Consider the following 19,369-nt stretch of genomic DNA (forward strand, 5'->3'; position numbering starts at 1 on the left):
GGTAGATGGCATGACCGACGAATGGAAAGCGCCTGCCAAGGCAGACGCGGATGGCGGTGACGAGAAGAGCTGGAAGCTGCTGGAAAAGACCTTGCTGGCCAGTGTGCAGGAACAGCGCCGCTCACGCCGCTGGGGGATTTTCTTCAAGTTGCTGACCTTTGTGTACCTGTTTGCGGCGTTGCTGTTGTTTACGCCGCTGATGGACATGGAAAAAAGCGCGACCCGCAGTTCCAACTACACGGCGTTGATCGACGTCAACGGCGTGATTGCCGACAAGGAATCTGCCAGCGCCGACAACATCGTTGGCAGTCTGCGTGCAGCCTTTGAAGACACCAAGGTCAAGGGCGTAATCCTGCGCATCAACAGCCCGGGCGGCAGTCCGGTGCAGTCGGGTTACGTGTACGACGAAATCAAGCGTCTGCGTGGTCTGCATCCTGACACCAAGGTGTATGCGGTGATTTCGGATCTGGGCGCTTCCGGCGCTTATTACATCGCCAGCGCGGCCGATCAGATCTACGCCGACAAGGCGAGCCTGGTGGGTTCCATTGGTGTGACGGCAGCCGGCTACGGTTTTGTCGGGACCATGGAGAAGCTCGGCGTCGAACGTCGCACCTACACCTCTGGCGAGCACAAGTCGTTCCTCGACCCGTTCCAGCCGCAGAAGCCTGAGGAAACTCAGTTCTGGCAGGGCGTGCTCGATACCACGCACCAGCAGTTCATCAACAGTGTGAAGAAAGGGCGTGGTGATCGTCTCAAGGACAAAGAGCATCCGGAATTGTTCTCCGGGCTGGTCTGGTCGGGTGAGCAGGCGCTGCCGCTGGGCTTGATCGATGGCCTGGGCAATGCCAGTTCGGTCGCCCGTGATGTGATCGGCGAGAAAGAGTTGGTGGACTTCACCATTCAGGAATCGACGTTTGATCGTTTCTCGAAGAAGCTCGGTGCCAGCGTCGCCGAGCAATTGGCGATGTGGATGGGGTTTCACGGTCCATCGCTGCGCTGAATTTGCGGCGGTATAAAAAAACCGGCCTTCGTGGCCGGTTTTTTGTGCTCAGGGGATTTGCACGCCCTCGGCCAGCAACATATCAATCAAGCGAATCAGCGGCAGGCCGATCAGGCTGGTGGCGTCAGGACCTTCGGTGCGTTGAAACAGGCTCACCCCCAAACCTTCAGCCTTGAAGCTGCCAGCGCAGTCGTAGGGCTGCTCTGCGCGCAAGTAGCGTTCAATGCGCGCAGGATCGAGCGTGCGCATGTGCACGGTGAAGGGTACGCAGTCGACCTGGCAGTCGCCGGTCTGGCTGTTGAGCAGGGCCAGGCCAGTCAGGAAGGTCACACTGGCGCCGCTGGAGGCCAGCAATTGTTCGCGGGCCTTTTCGAAAGTATGGGGTTTGCCGATAATACGCTCGCCGAGCACCGCAACCTGATCGGAGCCGATGATCAGATGAGCAGGGTGGCTGGCGGCCAGTGCGCGGGCTTTCTCTTCTGCGAGGCGCTTGACCAGATTAATTGCGGACTCGTCCGGACGATGGCTTTCATCGATATCCGGCGAGCTGCAGGTAAACTCAAGCTGCAATCGGGCCAGCAATTCCCGGCGATAAACCGAGCTTGAAGCGAGTAATAAAGGCAGCATGCGCATCTCCAAAAGGCAGGGGCGAATTCTAGCGAGGCTTCCAAGTGACGGACAGGGCTGAATTTCCTTTGACATGGCTGGGTGCATCCCTATAATGCTGCGCCTATGTTGAATGACCCGATTCCACCTCACGTTGACCCGCGCAAATTGGCTGATCGTGGCACCACCCTTCAAGGTGAACTGCTGCTGGCCGATTTGGAGAGACTCTGCGACCCGCTTTCCGACACTGTCGGTACGGTGCAGGCTAAATTCGTTTTTGAACGAGATGAACGTAAGTCTGTGGTAATCCACAGTTTTATCGACACCGAAGTCAAAATGGTTTGCCAGCGTTGTCTTGAGCTGGTCACCCTGCCGATCCATAGCGAATGCAGTTATGCTGTGGTGAAGGAGGGTGCGAATACCCAGTCGTTGCCGAAAGGTTATGACGTGCTGGAACTGGGCGAAGATCCATTGGATCTGCAGTCACTGATCGAGGAGGAGCTTTTGCTCGCCTTGCCCATTGTGCCTGCTCATCATCCGGAAGAATGCCAGCAGCCGGCGGGTCTCGATGAGCCCGAACCGAGCGAGGACGAGGTAACGCGGTCCAACCCGTTCAGTGTATTGGCGCAGTTAAAGCGTGACCCAAACGTTTAGGAGTTAATCAATTATGGCTGTTCAGCAGAACAAAAAATCCCGCTCTGCCCGTGACATGCGTCGTTCCCACGACGCCCTGACGGCAAGCACTCTGTCTGTAGAAAAAACCACCGGTGAAATTCACCTGCGTCACCACGTATCGCCAGAAGGCGTATACCGTGGCCGTAAAGTGATCGACAAGGGCGCTGACGAGTAATCACTTGTCTGCTCAAGTCATCGCGATTGACGCAATGGGCGGGGACTTCGGTCCCCGCAGCATTGTTCAGGCCAGCCTTGCTTGCCTGTCTGCTACACCCTCGCTGCACCTGACCCTCGTCGGTCAACCCTCCCTTTTAGAAGAATTGCTCTCTGGTCAATCGGCCGTGGATCGCGCGCGCCTGTCGATTACGCCGGCGTCCGAAGTCATCGCCATGGACGAAAAGCCTGCCCAGGCCTTGCGCGGCAAGCCTGATTCGTCAATGCGCGTGGCCCTTGAGTTGTTGCGTGATGGCAAGGTCCAGGCCTGTGTCAGCGCCGGCAATACGGGTGCGTTGATGGCGTTGTCGCGGTTTGTGCTCAAGACCTTGCCGGGCATTGATCGGCCGGCGATGATCGCGGCCATTCCGACCCAGAAGGGCTACTGCCAGTTGCTCGACCTCGGTGCCAACGTCGATTGCAGTGCCGAGCACCTGTTGCAGTTCGCGATCATGGGCTCGGTGGCGGCGGAAACCCTCGGCGTGGTTCGCCCGCGGGTGGCGTTGCTGAACATCGGTACCGAAGACATCAAGGGCAACCAGCAGGTCAAGCTGGCGGCGACTTTGTTGCAGGCTGCTCGCGGCATCAACTACATCGGATTTGTCGAAGGTGACGGTTTGTACCGTGGCGAGGCGGACGTGGTGGTGTGTGACGGTTTTGTCGGCAATATCCTGCTCAAGTCCAGTGAAGGCTTGGCGACCATGATCGCCGGGCGCATCGAAGCCTTGTTCAAGAAAAGCGTCGCCTCTCGAATGGTCGGTGCCTTGGCGCTGCCGCTGATGAAGCGCTTGCAGGCGGATCTGGCTCCGGCGCGGCACAACGGTGCGAGCTTTCTCGGCTTGCAGGGGATTGTGGTGAAAAGCCACGGTTCGGCCGGTGTGCAGGGTTTCCAGAGTGCGATCCAGCGTGCCCTGATCGAGATCCAGGAAAATCTCCCGCAGCGGCTGCACGGTCGTCTGGAGGATTTGTTGCCTTAGGCGTTTTCGTCGGACAATGCTTAAATGTGACCGCTCAGTTCAATTGGCCATCCAACTGTCAGTTTCTTGCGTCCCCCAAGCGGGGCGTCAATTCTCCGACGACAAGATCATTAGGGGCTTGTTACATGTCTGCTTCCCTCGCATTCGTCTTTCCAGGACAGGGTTCGCAGTCCCTCGGCATGCTGGCCGAGTTGGGCGCGCAACATCCAGTGGTCCTCGAAACATTCAAAGAAGCTTCCGATGCTCTGGGTTACGACCTGTGGGCACTGACCCAGCAAGGGCCGGAAGAGCAACTCAATCAAACCGATAAAACCCAGCCGGCCATTCTGACCGCCTCGATCGCCCTGTGGCGTCTGTGGCTGGCGGAAGGCGGCGCGCGTCCGGCTTACGTGGCCGGTCACAGCCTGGGTGAGTACAGCGCCTTGGTGGCGGCGGGCAGCCTGAGCCTGGGCGACGCGGTGAAACTGGTCGAGCGTCGTGGCCAGTTGATGCAGGAAGCCGTTCCGGCCGGGCAGGGCGGCATGGCCGCTATCCTCGGTCTGGAAGATGCTGATGTGCTGGCAGCCTGTGCCGAAGCGGCGCAAGGCGAAGTGGTCAGCGCGGTCAACTTCAACTCCCCTGGCCAGGTGGTAATTGCCGGTGCCAAGGCGGCAGTCGAGCGTGCCATCGAAGGCTGCAAGGCCCGTGGTGCCAAGCGCGCCATGCCGTTGCCGGTCAGCGTGCCATCCCACTGCGAGCTGATGCGTCCGGCGGCCGAGCGCTTTGCCGAGTCCATCGCTGCCATTGACTGGCAGGCCCCACAGATCCCGGTGGTGCAAAACGTCAGCGCCCATGTGCCGGCCGATCTGGAGACCCTCAAGCGCGATCTGCTTGAGCAGCTCTACAAACCTGTGCGCTGGGTCGAATCGGTCCAGGCACTGGCGGCCAAGGGCGCGACCCAACTGGTCGAATGTGGCCCGGGCAAGGTGCTTGCCGGCCTGAACAAACGCTGCGCCGAAGGCGTGTCGACATCCAACCTCAATACCCCAGACGCTTTCGCTGCCGCTCGCGCGGCGCTGGTCTGAATCAGGAGAAACTTGCATGAGTCTGCAAGGTAAAGTTGCACTGGTCACCGGCGCGAGCCGCGGTATCGGCCAGGCCATCGCCCTGGAATTGGGTCGTCAGGGCGCCATCGTCATTGGCACCGCGACCTCCGCCTCGGGTGCCGAGCGCATCGCGGCTACCCTGAAAGAAAACGCTATTCAAGGCACTGGCCTGGAACTGAACGTCACCAGCGACGAATCGGTTGCTGCGGTGCTGGCAAGCATCACTGCGCAGTTCGGCGCCCCGGCAATTCTGGTCAACAATGCTGGCATCACCCGCGATAATCTGATGATGCGCATGAAAGACGACGAATGGAACGACGTCATCGATACCAACCTGAACAGTCTGTTCCGCCTGTCCAAGGGGGTTTTGCGCGGCATGACCAAGGCCCGTTGGGGACGAATTATCAGTATTGGTTCGGTTGTGGGTGCCATGGGCAACGCAGGCCAAGTAAACTACGCTGCCGCCAAGGCCGGTCTGGAAGGTTTCAGCCGCGCACTGGCGCGTGAAGTCGGTTCGCGTTCGATTACGGTAAACTCGGTGGCCCCTGGGTTCATCGATACTGATATGACCCGCGAACTGCCTGAAGCGCAGCGTGAATCCTTGGCGACACAGATTCCGCTGGGCCGTCTGGGACAAGCTCAAGAGATCGCGTCTGTGGTCGCTTTTCTTGCATCCGACGGTGCGGCTTACGTTACTGGGGCTACAATCCCGGTGAACGGCGGGATGTACATGAGTTAAATGTGACGGATTGCTTCAAAAAAATGTCATACGAGCTGTCTAAAATCCGTTATAAAGCTGCAATCTATTTATAGGCAGAGGGTCGTCGGGTTTGAGGAGTGAAGCTTTCAGTTGAAAAACTGAAAAGTCTTTCTATACACTTACCCACTGGCCAGCTGCCTGAATTTGTCCATTAGGAGTGAAAACAAGGTATGAGCACCATCGAAGAGCGCGTCAAGAAAATCGTTGCTGAGCAACTGGGCGTTAAAGAAGAAGAAGTGGTCAACACTGCTTCCTTCGTTGAAGACCTGGGTGCCGACTCCCTTGACACCGTTGAGCTGGTGATGGCTCTGGAAGAGGAATTCGAGACCGAAATCCCTGACGAAGAAGCTGAGAAGATCACTACTGTACAAGCTGCAATCGATTACGTTACTAACCATCAGGCTTAATAGCTTGTAATCGCTGCTTGCTGTCATGGAAAAACCGCACTGCCATCACGGCGTGCGGTTTTTTCTTTAGGCCTGATGCAAAGTCGTCATTTGAAAAAGGAGAGTGCTGTGTCGCGTAGACGCGTCGTAGTCACCGGTATGGGTATGTTGTCGCCACTGGGCACGGATGTGCCGAGCAGTTGGCAGGGCATTCTGGCTGGCCGCAGTGGCATTGGTCTGATCGAACACACCGACCTTTCTGCCTATTCCACCCGCTTTGGCGGCTCGGTCAAGGGCTTCAATGTCGAGGAATACCTGTCGGTCAAGGAAGCTCGCAAGCTCGATCTGTTCATCCAGTATGGTCTGGCCGCAGGGTTTCAGGCTGTGCGCAATTCCGGTCTGGAAGTCACTGACGCCAACCGTGAGCGCATCGGCGTGGCCATGGGTTCGGGTATTGGCGGTCTGACCAATATCGAAGAAACCAGCCGCACGCTGCATGATTCCGGCCCTCGTCGAATTTCACCGTTCTTCGTGCCTGGCTCGATCATCAATATGATTTCCGGTTTCCTGTCCATCCACCTCGGTGCACAGGGACCCAACTACGCCATCGCCACTGCGTGTACCACCGGTACCCACTGCATCGGCATGGCGGCACGCAACATCATGTACGACGAAGCCGACGTGATGATTGCCGGCGGCGCCGAGATGGCTGCTTGCGGCTTGGGCATGGGCGGCTTCGGTGCCTCCCGCGCCCTGTCCACCCGCAACGACGAGCCAACCCGCGCCAGCCGTCCATGGGACAAGGGCCGTGACGGCTTCGTCCTGTCCGACGGCGCCGGTGCTTTGGTGCTCGAAGAGCTGGAACACGCCAAGGCCCGCGGCGCGACCATCTACGCCGAGCTGATCGGCTTCGGCACCAGTGGCGATGCCTACCACATGACTTCGCCTCCCGCCGATGGCGCCGGTGCTGCACGTTGCATCACCAACGCCCTGCGCGATGCTAAGATCAATGGCGATCAGGTCCAGTACATCAACGCCCACGGTACGTCGACCTCGGCCGGCGACCTCGCCGAAGCCTGTGCGATCAAGTCGGTGTTTGGCGATCACGCCTACAAACTGGCAGTCAGTTCGACCAAGTCCATGACCGGTCACCTGTTGGGTGCGGCGGGCGCCGTCGAAGCTATCTTCAGTGTGCTGGCGATCAACAGCCAGGTGGCACCGCCAACCATCAACCTCGATGAGCCGGATGAAGGCTGTGACCTCGATTTTGTGCCGCACACCGCGCGCAACATGGATATCGATGTGGTGCTGTCCAACTCCTTCGGGTTTGGCGGGACCAACGGCTCGCTGGTGTTCCGCCGGTTCGCTGACTGATGGACAGCTGGGTCGACGGTCAGCCGGCTGACACTTTGTCGCTGAAGGATCGCGGCCTGGCTTACGGTGATGGTCTGTTCGAGACCATCGCTGTGCGAGGCGGGCAACCGTTGTTGCTGGACCGGCATCTGTCGCGTCTGGCGCAGGGTTGTTCACGCCTGGCGATCACTGCCGATCATGCGCTGGTCCGCAGCGAGCTGCTGGCCTATGCCACTGCCATGGGCGAGGGCGTGCTCAAGCTCATCCTCACCCGTGGCGACGGTTTGCGCGGTTATGCGCCCGACCCCTCGGCCCAGGCCCGACGCATTCTGCAAGGCAATCCTGCGGCGGCTTATCCTGTCGTCCATGGCGAGCAGGGTGTCCGTCTGTTCCCTTGCACCACACGCCTGTCCAACCAACCATTGCTCGCCGGGCTCAAGCATTTGAATCGCCTGGAACAGGTCATCGCCCGTTCCGAATGGCAAGACACCGAGCATGCCGAAGGCCTGATGCTCGATCGGGTCGGTCGCGTCATCGAAGGCGTCTTCAGCAATCTGTTCCTGGTACGCGACGGAGTGCTGATCACCGCCGATCTCAAACGCTGCGGCGTAGCCGGCGTGATGCGCGCCGAATTATTGTTTCAGGCTGAGTCATTGGGCATCCCCACACAAATCACCGACATCAGCCTCGATCAACTGCAATGGGCTGATGAAGTCTTCGTCTGCAACAGCGTGTATGGCGTTTGGCCGGTGCGCGCCTATGCAGCACTGAGCTGGTCGGTTGGCCCGCTCACCCGTAAACTCCAAACCATTGCCCGCGCGCTACTGGATGCTTGATACGTGAGACGTAAATTCTTGCTGCTGCTGGAAACCGGACTGGTTCTGGCGGGGCTGCTAATGGCCGCTTCGGCCTGGAAAATCCATTCGGCGCTGGAACAGCCGCTGAACATCACCCAGGAAGAACTGCTGGAAGTGCCCAAGGGCACGACTCCGACCCGCACCTTCTATCGACTCGAAGCCGACGGCGTCATCAAGGACGCCTTCTGGTTGCGCGTCTATTGGCGCTTCAACCTCGCCGCCACGCCGATTCACAGCGGCGAATACCGCATGCTGCCGGGGATGACCGTCGACGGTCTGATCGACCTGTGGAAGCGCGGCGAAGTGGTGCAGTACAGCGTGACGCTGGTCGAAGGCTGGAATTTCCGCCAGGTCCGTGCGGCCCTGGCCAAGGATGACAAACTCAAGCAAACCCTGAACGGCCTGAGCGACACGCAAGTGATGGACAAGATCGGCCATAACGGGATTTTCCCGGAGGGGCGCTTCTTTCCGGACACTTACAGCTTCGTGCGTGGCATGACCGACGCCGAACTGCTGAAAAAAGCCTATGAGCGTCTCGATGAAGTGCTCGCCAAGGAATGGGACAAGCGTGCCGCTGATGTGCCGTACACCGAACCCTATCAGGCGCTGATCATGGCCTCGCTGGTGGAAAAGGAAACCGGCGTGCCCCAGGAGCGCGGGCAGATTGCTGGCGTGTTCGTGCGGCGGATGGCGATCGGCATGTTGCTGCAGACCGATCCGACCGTGATCTACGGTCTGGGTGATCGCTACACCGGCAAGCTGACCCGCGCCCATCTCAAGGAAGCGACGCCGTATAACACCTATATGATTTCCGGATTGCCGCCGACGCCGATTGCGATGGTCGGCCGCGAAGCGATCCATGCGGCGCTCAACCCGGTGGCTGGCAACAGTTTGTATTTTGTCGCTCGCGGTGATGGCAGCCATGTGTTCTCCGATGACCTGGATGCCCATAACTCGGCGGTGCGCGAGTTCCAGCTCAAGCGCCGCACCGATTACCGCTCCAGCCCGGCACCGGCCAGCGCGCCCGTGACGCCGGAGGCCGAGACGCCGATTCCCGCAGCGTCCCCGGATACCGCACCCGAAGCGGTGCCGCAGATGCCGGCGCAAGAGCCGGCCCCCGCGCCGGAACCGGAGCCGACGACGGCACCTGAAGCCGTACCGCCAACACCGGCGCAAGAACCTGCACTCGCACCCGAGCCGGATGCGCAGTCGCCGCAAAGCCCGCAATGACTCTGATTAAGGACTGCCTGTGACTGGCTTGTTTATTACCCTGGAAGGCCCGGAAGGCGCCGGCAAAAGCACCAATCGCGAATACCTGGCCGAGCGCCTGCGCGCCGCCGGTATCGAAGTGCTGCTGACCCGCGAACCGGGCGGTACGCCGCTGGCCGAGCGCATTCGCGAAGTGCTGCTGGCCCCGGTGGACGAAGTCATGAACCCTGACACCGAGCTGTTGCTGGTGTTCGCCGCGCGAGCCCAGCATCTGGCCGAAGTGATTCGCCCGGCGCTGGCCCGTGGCGCGGTGGTCTTGTGTGATCGCTTCACCGATTCGACCTACGCCTATCAGGGTGGCGGTCGCGGTTTGTCGCTGGAGCGAATTGCGACCCTCGAAGCCTTCGTCCAGGGCGACTTGCGCCCGGACCTGACCCTGATTTTCGATCTGCCAGTAGAAGTCGGCCTGGCCCGTGCGAGCGCGCGCGGTCGGCTGGATCGCTTCGAACTCGAAGGCCGAGCCTTTTTCGATGCGGTGCGCAGTGGCTTTCTCAAGCGCGCTGAAGCGGACCCTGCACGTTATGTGTTGGTGGACGCGGCCCAACCGCTGCCGCAGGTCCAGCAGTCGCTGGATGCGTTGCTCCCGCGTTTGCTGGAGCTGACCCGTGGCTGAGGCCTATCCGTGGCAGGACGAGCTCTGGCAGCAACTGGCGGGGCGTAAACAGCACGCCCACGCCTATTTGCTGCATGGCCCGGCCGGGATCGGCAAGCGTGCGTTGGCCGAGCGGTTGATGGCGCATTTGCTGTGTCAGCGTCCGACTGCCCGGGATGCCTGCGGCGAATGCAAATCCTGCCTGCTGCTCAAGGCCGGCAGCCACCCCGACAACTACATCCTTGAGCCGGAAGAAGCGGACAAGGCGATCAAGGTGGATCAGGTGCGTGACTTGGTCAGCTTTGTGGTGCAGACCTCGCAGATGGGCGGGCGCAAAGTGGTGCTGATCGAGCCCGTCGAGTCGATGAACGTCAACGCCGCCAACGCCTTGCTCAAAAGCCTTGAGGAACCGTCCGGCGATACCGTGTTGCTGTTGGTCAGTCACCAGACCAGCCGCTTGCTGCCGACGATCAAGAGCCGCTGCCAGCAGCAGGCCTGTCCATTGCCCAGCGAGGCCATGAGCCTGGCGTGGCTGGCGACGGCCTTGCCGGATTGCTCGCAGGAAGAACGTATCGAATTGTTGACCCTGGCCGCCGGTTCGCCATTGGCCGCGGTCAAGTTGCAGAACCAGGGTGTACGCGAACAGCGCTTGCTGGTGGTCGAAGGCGTGAAACAGTTGCTCAAGCAACAGAAGTCACCGACCCAATTGGCCGAAGAATGGAAAAGCATTCCGCAGTTACTGTTGTTCGACTGGTTCTGCGACTGGTCGAGCCTGATCCTGCGCTACCAGTTGACCCAGGATGAACAAGGCCTGGGCCTGACGGACATGCGCAAGGTCATCCAATACCTGGCGCAGAAATCCGCCCAAGGCAAAGTGCTGAATATTCAGGACTGGATCCTCGCCCAGCGCCAGAAGGTGATGAGCAAGGCCAACCTCAATCCGGCGCTGTTGCTTGAGGCGCTGCTGGTGCAATGGGTGTCTTTGCCGGGCCAGAAGTGACTAGACTCTGAGCATCAGCCATGGAGGTCAGCATGAATGAACCCGTCAACACCGGGCCGCGTAACGGCATTTTGTCCCTGACCATCAAGGACAAGTCCGTGCTGTACGCGGCTTACATGCCGTTTATCAAGAACGGTGGCCTGTTCATCCCGACCAACAAAAGCTACAAGTTGGGCGATGAGGTGTTCATGTTGCTGAACCTGATGGACGAAGCGGAGAAGATTCCGGTCGCCGGCAAAGTCACCTGGATTACCCCCAAAGGTGCCCAGGGCAACCGGGCCGCCGGGGTAGGCGTGCAGTTCAATGACGGTGACAACACCGCCCGCAGTCGAATCGAAACCCATCTGGCCGGAGCCCTGAAATCCGACCGTCCCACTCATACGATGTAAGTTGCAGCCCTTTTTATGCTCGTAGATTCCCATTGCCACCTTGATCGCCTCGACCTCGCCGCCCATGACGGTTCCCTGGATGCCGCACTCGATGCAGCCCGTCAGCGCGGGGTAGGGCACTTTCTGTGCATCGGCGTCAGCGTCGATAATGCCGCCGATGTCAAAGCCCTGGCCGAGCGCTATGACGATGTCGATTGTTCAGTCGGCGTGCATCCGCTGGACGTGCAACCCGGTGCCGCGCCCGCGCTCGATTGGCTGTTGCAAGAGCTGAATCACCCGCGCGTAGTGGCGATCGGTGAAACCGGTCTGGATTACCATTACGAGCCGGAAGCCGCCGAGCTGCAGCAGGCATCCTTCCGCCTGCACCTGCAAGCGGCCCAACAAACCGGTAAACCAGTGATCATCCACACCCGTGGTGCCCGCGCCGATACGCTGGAGCTATTGCGCGAAGCCGCGTTGCCCCAGGCCGGTGTGCTGCATTGCTTCACCGAAGACTGGGACATGGCCAAGGCCGCGCTGGACATGGGCTATTACATTTCCCTGTCCGGGATTGTCACGTTCCGCAATGCCGATGCGTTGCGCGACGTGGCGAGCAAAGTGCCGGCCGACCGTTTGCTGGTAGAAACCGATTCGCCGTACCTGGCGCCGATTCCTTATCGCGGCAAACCGAACCTGCCGCAATATGTGCGGGAAGTGGCAGAGTTCCTGGCGATGCTGCGGGGTGAGTCCTACGAGCGGTTTGCCGAGCAAACCACGGAAAACTTCAAGCGATTGTTCCCGCTTGCGCATGTGAAAGGTTAAATCGCAGGCAAAAAAAACCCGGGTTCTGGGGGGTGAATCCGGGTTAAGACCATTAGGAGTAAAACAAAGGTACGCGGTCCGTTGGTACCTATATCGACGCGACACTTGGGGGAGATGCCCCGCCGACAGTTCAAGTATTGATCAGTATCGCGCCGAGTCCAGTTTAGCCGCCCCGGTTTTTAAACAATTTTGGAATACGGGCGCTTCGGAAGAGTTCTCATCAACCGGTGGCCTTGCGTGAAATGATCAAGAAACGCAGATATGGTCGGATGATCCGTGCATTTTGGCGCAAGTTAGGCATAATACGCGGCTTCGAATTTTGACCCCTACAGACCTTTTCTTATGCATAAAGAACCTCGTAAGGTCCGTGAGTTTCGTCGCCGCGAGCAAGAAATTCTCGATACCGCGCTCAAGCTGTTCCTCGAACTGGGTGAAGACAGTGTCACCGTCGAGATGATTGCTGATGCCGTCGGTATCGGCAAAGGCACGATCTACAAGCACTTCAAGTCCAAGGCCGAGATCTACCTGCGCCTGATGCTCGATTACGAGCGCGATTTGAACGAGCTGTTGCATTCGGCCGATGTCGACAAGGACAAGGAAGCCCTGTCCCGGGCCTACTTCGAATTCCGCATGCGCGACCCGCAACGCTATCGCTTGTTCGATCGCCTGGAAGAAAAGGTGGTCAAGGGCAACCAGGTGCCGGAGATGGTCGAGGAACTGCACAAGATCCGTGCCTCGAACTTCGAACGCCTGACCTTGCTGATCAAGGGCCGGATCAGCGAAGGCAAGCTCGAAGACGTGCCGCCGTACTTCCACTACTGCGCGTCCTGGGCGCTGGTGCATGGCGCCGTGGCGCTGTATCACTCGCCGTTCTGGAGCAATGTGCTGGAAGACCAGGAAGGTTTCTTCCAGTTCCTGATGGACATCGGCGTGCGCATGGGCAACAAGCGCAAGCGCGACACCGATACCCCGAGCAGCTGAACCATTCAGTTAGCTTATTGCGCCATGATTTAGCTACATGGCGCAGTACCGCAGGAATATACTCAGGCTTAGGACTTGCTAAAACTTGATTTGTGAGTCAAGTTTTAGCGGTCCCGAAACTTCTTCCGCCGGAGTGATCCATGATCGTTGACCGTCAAGGCAGGCGTTTTCGCAATTTGCGGATCAGCCTGACCTCAGCCTGCAATTACGCGTGTACCTATTGCGTGCCTAACGGCAAGCGTCTGGTGGCTGCGCAGGATGAATTGTCGGCCGAGGCCATGGCACGCGGCGTGGCGTATCTGATCGAAGCCGCCGGCATTGAGCGGTTGCGCATCACCGGTGGCGAGCCGCTGGTCAGCCCCAAACTCGAAGCTTTCATGACTGCCGTCGGCCAGATGGGGCTTGAGGACATCAGTCTGACCACCAACGGTCAGTTGCTGGCGAAAAAACTGCCGTTGCTGGTGGATGCCGGCATCCGGCGCATCAACGTTTCCCTCGATACCCTCGACGCCAGCGCGTTTCGCAGCATTGCCCGTGGCGGTGACCTGGCGACTGTGCTCGATGGCATGGAACAGGCCTCGGCCGCCGGCATGAAGATCAAGGTCAACATGGTGCCGTTGCGCGGGCAGAACCTCGATCAGGTGATGCCACTGCTCGATTACTGCCTGGAACGTGGCTACGAGCTGCGTTTTATCGAGCTGATGCGCATGGGTCACCTGGCCAGCGACAACAACGCCTTCCTGCAACAGTTCGTCAGCCTTCAGCAGTTGCTGAGCCTGATTAGCGAGCGCTACGAATACCTGCAAGCCAATGCGCCAGTGGATGCCACGGCAGTACGCTACGAAATTCCGGGGCAGGGCTACTTCGGCGTAATCGCCAACGAAAGCGTGCCGTTCTGCCGGACGTGTTCGCGGTTGCGACTGTCGTCCACCGGTTGGCTGCATGGTTGCCTGTCGTCGAGCAATCGTCACTATGTCGGCGACTTGCTGGATAAACCGCGTCATCAGGCACTGCCTGCCTTGCAGCGGTTGTTGGTGAAAGCCCTGGGGGACAAGCAGGAAGTGGCGTTCTCCGGTGGCGCGACCATCATGAAGATTATCGGCGGCTGACAGGGCCTCTTCGCGGGCAAGCCTCGCTCCTACAGGTTTGTGTCGTACCCAACTGTGCGGACACCTCAAACCTGTAGGAGCAAGGCTTGCCCGCGATTGCATTCTATAAGTCGGTGATAATCCTGAGCTGGCGCGGAAGCTGCATCCAACGCCCATTCGCCGGTTTTCCGTCACCGGCTTCTGGAGGGTAGGATGCGTAGCCTGGTTTTGCTGCTGGCCGTTATGGCGCTTGGTGGCTGCATGAATGTCAGCGACATGGGCGAAGGTGCTCGCTACCACATGAGCGACGCGGGGCTGCTGGATCACAGCAACAGTCAGCGCGTGAACAACTTCCGTATCCAGCCGGACTCCTTCATCTACATCGCCCAAGGGGCTTTCGCGCCGCCGGGCAGTGCCTATCCGCGACCTAACGTCGTCGCCGAAACCGCTTTCGACGGCTTTATCGAATACTTTCCGATGGTCCGCCGCGCCCGTGCGCCGGAAGGCCTCGATGAGGCCATGGGCGAAGCCCGGGCCGCCGGTGCGCATTACTTGCTGTACACGCGGTTTGCCAAGGCTGACGATCGCATTGGCAACTCGGACGAATGGCTCGACCAGGAAGCCGTGGACCGCCTCGGCATCGACAGCGGTGTAATTCAGATCATGTTGATCGAGACCAGCACCCAGTATTTGATCGATACTGCACGGATCAAGAGTCGTGGCGGTTTACTGACGTTCCACGACAAAAAGCCAGAAGACCTGCTGGGCCCGCCGCTGGAGCAATACGCGCGCAGCCTGTTGGGGCTCAGCGAACAGTAATTCCAAGGAGAACGCCATGAGTGGCCCGCAAAAAGCCAACGACCTGCTGGGGCAAATCCCCAAGACCAAAGGCTTGCCCCCGGTCCACTTGTGGAACCCCGACTTCTGTGGCGACATCGACATGCGCATCGCCCGGGACGGCACCTGGTATTACCTGGGCACGCCGATCGGGCGTAAGCCGATGGTCAAGCTGTTCTCCACCATCATCCGCCGCGACGGCGATGATTACTTCCTGATTACCCCGGTCGAGAAAGTCGGGATCAAGGTCGACGACGCGCCGTTCGTGGCGATTGCCGTCGATGTTGAAGGCGAGGGCGAAGCCCAGGTGTTGCGCTTCACCACTAACGTCGATGAGACAGCCGAGGCGGGCGCCGAACACCCGATGCGCGTGGTGATCGATCCCGTGACCCAAGAACCTGCGCCCTACGTGCATGTGCGCACCAACCTTGAAGCGCTGATCCATCGCAACGTGTTCTACCAATTGGTCGAGCTGGCGGTGAGCCGCGAAATCGACGGCCAACGCTGGTTGGGCGTGTGGAGTAGTGGCGAGTTCTTCCCGATCGGGCTTGAGCCTTGACCCGCGATGTTCCCTGGTTCTGAAAAATGGCCCGCTAGTGCAGCGGGCCTTTTTTTGGGCGCTATAAACCTTTGTCCTTGAGCCGCGCGGCGTGTTCAAGATAGAGATGAACCGGGCTGACATTCCAACTCGTAATGCCGGCCATTTGATTGACCGCGTCGAAATGGTCCATCGGGTAATCCGAGCGAATGACTTTGCCCAAGTGCGAGCTGTACTGGCCGACCAGCCCATCGTTGGCGTGTTTCTCTTTGTAGAATAATTTCGACAGCACGATGCAGTTCAAATGGGACGGATCGAGGGGTTGCAGGCTCTGGAAGTTCTGCACGATCCCGCTCCAGGAGTAGTAATACACGCCGTTTTCAACTTCGTTGCCATCCCCGCCCCAGTGTTTCGGCACCCCTTGCGGGTATTTCTTGTTGAAGGCGGCCAACCCTGTGCTGGTCAACGACGCAAAGGCCGCTTGAGCATCCTCAGGATTCTCTGGATGGCCACTGATCAACGAGATAAAGGCACCGACGGCTTCCAGTAGCACCAGCACCACCGCTTCCGGCAACTCTCCGGGCGTCAGTGCCTTATGCAGCTGATCGGCAATTTCCGAACCGTGATTGGGACAACTGACCGAAGTGACTGACGCCACCTTTTCCGGGTGCAGCGCGGCGACATAGCGTGCGGCCAGTGGGCCCTGGCTATGGCCGATCAGATTGACCTTGGCCGCTCCCGTTTCGCGCAAAATGCGATTGACGTGTTCGAGCAGTTTTTCGCCGCGCTCCTCGTTGCCGTTAACGGCGGGGATATTAACGGCGTACACCGTGGCGCCAGCCCGTTCCAGGGCTTCCTTGATCTCGAAGAAGTACGGGTAACCGCCAATGGTGTCGAAACCAAGCAGGCCGTGGACCAATACAATCGGGTATTGCGTAGACGCATCCATGTTCATACTCATACCTGTCGATAGCGGACTTTGGTGGAACACAGGCTTTTGACTGCCTGATCTGTCGCGGGCTAACCGTAGGTGACAAAGTGGGTTGCTTCAAATCCCGCGGATGAAATGCGCTGAGTTTCGAAGACGTATGAAAAAATCAATTTGACACTCAATCGTATGATGATTAGCGTGGCCTGCATCACGAGCGGCTTGTTGCCGTCCCTGCTTCGAGGTTTTCATGTCCAGCAGTTTTCATGCGTCGACGGTCGATTGGCTCGGTTGCTGGATTGCTGCCGGCCAGGTCAAACCCGGCGAGACCATCAAGGTCGAAGCTGATCTCGGCGAACAGCTTGGGGTCAGTCGCACCGTTATCCGCGAAGCCATCAAAACCCTTGTAGCCAAAGGCCTGCTCGAAGTCGGGCCGAAGGTCGGGACGCGGGTGCTGCCGATCAAGCGCTGGAACCTGTTTGATCCGCAAGTCGTCGGCTGGCTGTCCCGTAGCGGCTTGCCGGAAAACTTCGTCGATGACTTGCTCGACCTGCGTCGCACCATCGAACCCATGGCCGTGCGCTGGGCTTGCGAGCGGGCCACCGTCGAACAGGTGCAAGCGATCCTCCAGGCCTGCAACGCGCTGGAGCGAGCGGTCGACAGCGGCATCGATTACAACCGCGCCGATCAGTTCTTCCACGAGTGCATCCTTGCCGCCAGCCACAATCAATTCATCGAACAAATGGTCCCGGCCCTCGGCGCGCTGCTGGCGGTATCGTTTGAAGTGTCCGCCGCCGATCCGGATGAACTGCGCCGCACATTGCCGATCCACAAGGACATGGCCGACGCCATCGCCGCCCGGGATGCCGCGCGAGGTGTGTGGGCGTGCATGACCCTGATCGACAACGCCGACCTGGCAATCAAACGCTTCTACCCGCAAGTCATGGCCGACAAAAAAGCCAGCTGACAACACCAATTCCCATGTAGGAGCGAGGCTTGCCCGCGAAAGCGATTTAACATTCAGCATCTCTGTTGATCATGAAATCGCTTTCGCGGGCAAGCCTCGCTCCTACATTGAAAAAGCAATAAGAAAGGAGGTTTCATGACGTGGACTGCCGTTACCCAACACCGCGCCCAGCTCGGTGAAGGCCCCTTCTGGGACGCACCGACCCAAGCGCTGTACTGGGTCGACATCGCCGGCAAGCAAGCCCTGCGACTGATCGGCGCCAACGTGCAGATCTGGCAGATGCCGGAGCATGTGTCCGCCTTCATCCCCTGCGAAAGTGGCGATGCGCTGGTGACCCTGAGCAGCGGCGTGTATCGGCTGGATCTCGGCTCGCCCGGCTTGGAACCACGGCTGACCTTGCTTTGCGTCGCCGATCCGCAACCCGGAAATCGGCCCAACGAAGCCCGCTGCGATGCCCAAGGCCGTCTCTGGCTCGGCACCATGCAAAACAACATCGGCGAGCACGGCGAAGACCTGCCCATCGAGCGCCGTTCCGGTGGCCTGTTCCGCATCGACCGCGATGCCCGGGTCACGCCGCTGCTCCGGGGCCTGGGCATTCCCAACACGTTGCTGTGGAGCGATGACTCGACTCGGCTCTACTTCGCCGACAGCCTCGACAGCACGCTCTACCAACACTTCATCCGCACCGACGGCGGCCTCGACCCGGCCCAGGTCTGGTTCGGCCCCCATGAGCGCGGCGGCCCGGACGGTTCGGCGATGGATGCCCAAGGCTATCTGTGGAATGCCCGATGGGACGGCAGCTGCCTGCTCCGCTTGAGTCCCGAAGGCCAGGTTGACCGGGTGATCGAGCTGCCCGTCAGTCGTCCCACCAGTTGCGTATTCGGCGGCGAAGACTTGCAAACCTTGTACATCACCAGCGCCGCGAGCCCGCTCAACCATCCATTGGACGGCGCTGTGCTATCGATTCGAGTCGATGTGACCGGAAAAACCTGTACGAGGTTTGCCGGTTAGATCCCAAAATATGGGATGTAAAATTATATATTGAGATTATTTGGCGGTCGGGTTTATAGTCGGCTCCATCAGTTACACGCACTCACACTTAAAAAAACAAAACAGGTGAAGTGATGCAGCGATTTTCCACACAGTTTTTCGGCCGGACATCGACAGATGCCCGGTTTTTGTCGTGCCTGAAAAAGGGAGTCTGGCTTCATGGCTGAACCTCTTTCCTTGCCGCCAGCGCCCGAGCCGCCGAAGGGCGAGCGCCTGAAAAACAAGGTCGTGCTGCTCACTGGCGCGGCCCAAGGCATTGGCGAGGCAATTGTCGCGACCTTCGCCTGCCAGCAAGCGAAGCTGATCATCTGCGACATCCAGGGCGATAAAGTCGAGCAAGTCGCGGCTCACTGGCGGGGCAAAGGGTTTGACGTGCAAGCGATCAAGGCTGACGTCTCCAATCAGCAAGACCTGAACGCCATGGCCAAATTGGCCGTCGAACGCCACGGCCGCATCGACGTGTTGGTCAACTGCGCCGGCGTCAACGTGTTCCGCGATCCGCTGCAAATGACCGAAGAAGACTGGCGCCGCTGCTTCGCCATCGACCTCGACGGCGCCTGGTTCGGCTGCAAAGCGGTGTTGCCGCAGATGATCGAGCAGGGCATCGGCAGCATCATCAACATCGCCTCGACCCATTCCTCCCACATCATTCCCGGCTGCTTCCCGTACCCGGTAGCCAAGCACGGCTTGCTCGGCCTGACCCGCGCCCTCGGCATCGAATACGCGCCGAAGGGCATCCGCGTCAACGCCATCGCGCCCGGCTACATCGAAACCCAGCTGAACGTCGATTACTGGAATGGTTTCGCCGACCCTCACGCCGAGCGTCAGCGCGCCTTTGATCTCCATCCGCCGCGGCGCATCGGGCAGCCGATGGAAGTGGCGATGACTACGGTTTTCCTGGCCAGTGATGAAGCGCCGTTCATCAACGCCTCGTGCATCACCATCGATGGTGGTCGCTCGGTCATGTACCACGACTGAGCACAGTGGGATTCGGGCGCGGAACTCCGTCCGTAATCC

23 protein-coding genes are annotated in these 19,369 nt (G+C 59.5%); 21 read left to right on the forward strand and 2 right to left on the reverse strand.

Annotated elements, in window-relative coordinates:
- Positions 1-10 precede the first annotated feature (10 nt).
- Positions 11-1,000, forward strand: coding sequence for a signal peptide peptidase SppA (gene sppA, locus HKK53_RS29155; RefSeq protein WP_169373613.1), 990 nt, complete (start codon positions 11-13; stop codon positions 998-1,000).
- Between the two features lie 48 nt (positions 1,001-1,048).
- On the opposite strand, the gene HKK53_RS29160 is transcribed toward sppA, so the two are convergent.
- On the reverse strand, positions 1,049-1,627 hold the full coding sequence (locus HKK53_RS29160; protein WP_169373614.1) for a Maf family protein: 579 nt from the start codon (positions 1,625-1,627) through the stop codon (positions 1,049-1,051).
- A 105-nt stretch (positions 1,628-1,732) separates the two neighbouring features.
- On the opposite strand from HKK53_RS29160, the gene HKK53_RS29165 reads away from it, so the two are divergent.
- The 17 genes from HKK53_RS29165 (at position 1,733) to HKK53_RS29245 (ending at position 15,428) form a co-directional block, all read left to right on the forward strand.
- On the forward strand, positions 1,733-2,260 hold the full coding sequence (locus HKK53_RS29165; protein WP_004371317.1) for a YceD family protein: 528 nt from the start codon (positions 1,733-1,735) through the stop codon (positions 2,258-2,260).
- A 13-nt stretch (positions 2,261-2,273) separates the two neighbouring features.
- Positions 2,274-2,456 (forward strand): 50S ribosomal protein L32, encoded by a 183-nt coding sequence (rpmF, locus tag HKK53_RS29170; protein WP_008152339.1) that lies wholly within the window; start codon positions 2,274-2,276, stop codon positions 2,454-2,456.
- Between the two features lie 4 nt (positions 2,457-2,460).
- Positions 2,461-3,471: a phosphate acyltransferase PlsX gene (gene plsX / locus HKK53_RS29175; protein WP_169373615.1), complete on the forward strand. Its 1,011-nt coding sequence runs from the start codon at positions 2,461-2,463 to the stop codon at positions 3,469-3,471.
- A gap of 125 nt (positions 3,472-3,596) precedes the next feature.
- On the forward strand, positions 3,597-4,535 hold the full coding sequence (fabD, locus tag HKK53_RS29180) for an ACP S-malonyltransferase (protein WP_169373616.1): 939 nt from the start codon (positions 3,597-3,599) through the stop codon (positions 4,533-4,535).
- A gap of 16 nt (positions 4,536-4,551) precedes the next feature.
- On the forward strand, positions 4,552-5,295 hold the full coding sequence (gene fabG, locus HKK53_RS29185; protein ID WP_169373617.1) for a 3-oxoacyl-ACP reductase FabG: 744 nt from the start codon (positions 4,552-4,554) through the stop codon (positions 5,293-5,295).
- A gap of 191 nt (positions 5,296-5,486) precedes the next feature.
- On the forward strand, positions 5,487-5,723 hold the full coding sequence (gene acpP, locus HKK53_RS29190; protein ID WP_003442511.1) for an acyl carrier protein: 237 nt from the start codon (positions 5,487-5,489) through the stop codon (positions 5,721-5,723).
- A gap of 108 nt (positions 5,724-5,831) precedes the next feature.
- Positions 5,832-7,076, forward strand: coding sequence for a beta-ketoacyl-ACP synthase II (fabF, locus tag HKK53_RS29195; protein WP_054613861.1), 1,245 nt, complete (start codon positions 5,832-5,834; stop codon positions 7,074-7,076).
- The gene (pabC, locus tag HKK53_RS29200) at positions 7,076-7,891 is read left to right on the forward strand and encodes an aminodeoxychorismate lyase (RefSeq protein WP_169373618.1); all 816 of its coding nucleotides are present in this window, start codon (positions 7,076-7,078) and stop codon (positions 7,889-7,891) included. The genes fabF and pabC overlap by 1 nt, the downstream gene beginning before the upstream one ends.
- A gap of 3 nt (positions 7,892-7,894) precedes the next feature.
- On the forward strand, positions 7,895-9,142 hold the full coding sequence (gene mltG / locus HKK53_RS29205; protein WP_169373619.1) for an endolytic transglycosylase MltG: 1,248 nt from the start codon (positions 7,895-7,897) through the stop codon (positions 9,140-9,142).
- A gap of 19 nt (positions 9,143-9,161) precedes the next feature.
- Entirely contained in the window at positions 9,162-9,794 is a 633-nt protein-coding gene (gene tmk, locus HKK53_RS29210) for a dTMP kinase (RefSeq protein ID WP_169373620.1), read from the forward strand.
- Positions 9,787-10,773 carry a DNA polymerase III subunit delta' gene (locus HKK53_RS29215; protein ID WP_169373621.1) on the forward strand — a complete coding sequence of 329 codons (987 nt, stop codon included), beginning with the start codon at positions 9,787-9,789 and terminating at the stop codon, positions 10,771-10,773. Before tmk ends, HKK53_RS29215 begins: the two co-directional genes overlap by 8 nt.
- A gap of 32 nt (positions 10,774-10,805) precedes the next feature.
- Complete coding sequence (locus tag HKK53_RS29220) at positions 10,806-11,162, forward strand: PilZ domain-containing protein (RefSeq protein WP_054051788.1); 357 nt, start codon at positions 10,806-10,808, stop codon at positions 11,160-11,162.
- A gap of 15 nt (positions 11,163-11,177) precedes the next feature.
- Complete coding sequence (locus tag HKK53_RS29225) at positions 11,178-11,963, forward strand: TatD family hydrolase (protein ID WP_169373622.1); 786 nt, start codon at positions 11,178-11,180, stop codon at positions 11,961-11,963.
- A 342-nt stretch (positions 11,964-12,305) separates the two neighbouring features.
- Entirely contained in the window at positions 12,306-12,944 is a 639-nt protein-coding gene (locus HKK53_RS29230; protein WP_133838378.1) for a TetR/AcrR family transcriptional regulator, read from the forward strand.
- Between the two features lie 140 nt (positions 12,945-13,084).
- Positions 13,085-14,053, forward strand: coding sequence for a GTP 3',8-cyclase MoaA (locus HKK53_RS29235; protein WP_169373623.1), 969 nt, complete (start codon positions 13,085-13,087; stop codon positions 14,051-14,053).
- Between the two features lie 192 nt (positions 14,054-14,245).
- Positions 14,246-14,851, forward strand: a complete 606-nt coding sequence (locus HKK53_RS29240) for a DUF4823 domain-containing protein (RefSeq protein WP_169373624.1) — start codon at positions 14,246-14,248, stop codon at positions 14,849-14,851.
- Positions 14,852-14,867: 16 nt separating this feature from the next.
- Positions 14,868-15,428 (forward strand): DUF1285 domain-containing protein, encoded by a 561-nt coding sequence (locus tag HKK53_RS29245; protein WP_169373625.1) that lies wholly within the window; start codon positions 14,868-14,870, stop codon positions 15,426-15,428.
- Positions 15,429-15,489: 61 nt separating this feature from the next.
- Here the strand turns inward: HKK53_RS29245 and HKK53_RS29250 are convergent, their stop codons facing one another.
- On the reverse strand, positions 15,490-16,362 hold the full coding sequence (locus tag HKK53_RS29250) for an esterase/lipase family protein (RefSeq protein WP_169374309.1): 873 nt from the start codon (positions 16,360-16,362) through the stop codon (positions 15,490-15,492).
- A 223-nt stretch (positions 16,363-16,585) separates the two neighbouring features.
- On the opposite strand from HKK53_RS29250, the gene HKK53_RS29255 reads away from it, so the two are divergent.
- From HKK53_RS29255 to HKK53_RS29265, 3 genes are all read left to right on the forward strand, one after another.
- Positions 16,586-17,302 (forward strand): FadR/GntR family transcriptional regulator, encoded by a 717-nt coding sequence (locus tag HKK53_RS29255; RefSeq protein ID WP_169373626.1) that lies wholly within the window; start codon positions 16,586-16,588, stop codon positions 17,300-17,302.
- 135 nt (positions 17,303-17,437) lie between these two features.
- Positions 17,438-18,313, forward strand: coding sequence for an SMP-30/gluconolactonase/LRE family protein (locus HKK53_RS29260; RefSeq protein WP_169373627.1), 876 nt, complete (start codon positions 17,438-17,440; stop codon positions 18,311-18,313).
- Positions 18,314-18,511: 198 nt separating this feature from the next.
- Positions 18,512-19,330: an SDR family oxidoreductase gene (locus HKK53_RS29265; RefSeq protein WP_169373628.1), complete on the forward strand. Its 819-nt coding sequence runs from the start codon at positions 18,512-18,514 to the stop codon at positions 19,328-19,330.
- Positions 19,331-19,369 lie beyond the last annotated feature (39 nt).

Origin of the sequence: Pseudomonas sp. ADAK7, from assembly GCF_012935675.1 — a bacterium.
In the GTDB taxonomy this organism is placed as follows: domain Bacteria; phylum Pseudomonadota; class Gammaproteobacteria; order Pseudomonadales; family Pseudomonadaceae; genus Aquipseudomonas.

Bases quoted from the DNA above. Each gene is read 5' to 3' on its own strand.
- HKK53_RS29160 (WP_169373614.1), bottom strand. From the start codon at position 1,627: ATGCTGCCTTTATTACTCGCTTCAAGCTCGGTTTATCGCCGGGAATTG.
- acpP (WP_003442511.1), top strand. From the start codon at position 5,487: ATGAGCACCATCGAAGAGCGCGTCAAGAAAATCGTTGCTGAGCAACTG.
- fabG (WP_169373617.1), top strand. From the start codon at position 4,552: ATGAGTCTGCAAGGTAAAGTTGCACTGGTCACCGGCGCGAGCCGCGGT.
- HKK53_RS29230 (WP_133838378.1), top strand. From the start codon at position 12,306: ATGCATAAAGAACCTCGTAAGGTCCGTGAGTTTCGTCGCCGCGAGCAA.
- fabD (WP_169373616.1), top strand. From the start codon at position 3,597: ATGTCTGCTTCCCTCGCATTCGTCTTTCCAGGACAGGGTTCGCAGTCC.
- pabC (WP_169373618.1), top strand. From the start codon at position 7,076: ATGGACAGCTGGGTCGACGGTCAGCCGGCTGACACTTTGTCGCTGAAG.
- HKK53_RS29245 (WP_169373625.1), top strand. From the start codon at position 14,868: ATGAGTGGCCCGCAAAAAGCCAACGACCTGCTGGGGCAAATCCCCAAG.
- HKK53_RS29250 (WP_169374309.1), bottom strand. From the start codon at position 16,362: ATGAACATGGATGCGTCTACGCAATACCCGATTGTATTGGTCCACGGC.
- rpmF (WP_008152339.1), top strand. From the start codon at position 2,274: ATGGCTGTTCAGCAGAACAAAAAATCCCGCTCTGCCCGTGACATGCGT.
- HKK53_RS29240 (WP_169373624.1), top strand. From the start codon at position 14,246: ATGCGTAGCCTGGTTTTGCTGCTGGCCGTTATGGCGCTTGGTGGCTGC.
- HKK53_RS29220 (WP_054051788.1), top strand. From the start codon at position 10,806: ATGAATGAACCCGTCAACACCGGGCCGCGTAACGGCATTTTGTCCCTG.
- HKK53_RS29260 (WP_169373627.1), top strand. From the start codon at position 17,438: ATGACGTGGACTGCCGTTACCCAACACCGCGCCCAGCTCGGTGAAGGC.
- HKK53_RS29225 (WP_169373622.1), top strand. From the start codon at position 11,178: ATGCTCGTAGATTCCCATTGCCACCTTGATCGCCTCGACCTCGCCGCC.
- HKK53_RS29255 (WP_169373626.1), top strand. From the start codon at position 16,586: ATGTCCAGCAGTTTTCATGCGTCGACGGTCGATTGGCTCGGTTGCTGG.
- HKK53_RS29235 (WP_169373623.1), top strand. From the start codon at position 13,085: ATGATCGTTGACCGTCAAGGCAGGCGTTTTCGCAATTTGCGGATCAGC.
- HKK53_RS29265 (WP_169373628.1), top strand. From the start codon at position 18,512: ATGGCTGAACCTCTTTCCTTGCCGCCAGCGCCCGAGCCGCCGAAGGGC.
- sppA (WP_169373613.1), top strand. From the start codon at position 11: ATGACCGACGAATGGAAAGCGCCTGCCAAGGCAGACGCGGATGGCGGT.
- HKK53_RS29165 (WP_004371317.1), top strand. From the start codon at position 1,733: ATGTTGAATGACCCGATTCCACCTCACGTTGACCCGCGCAAATTGGCT.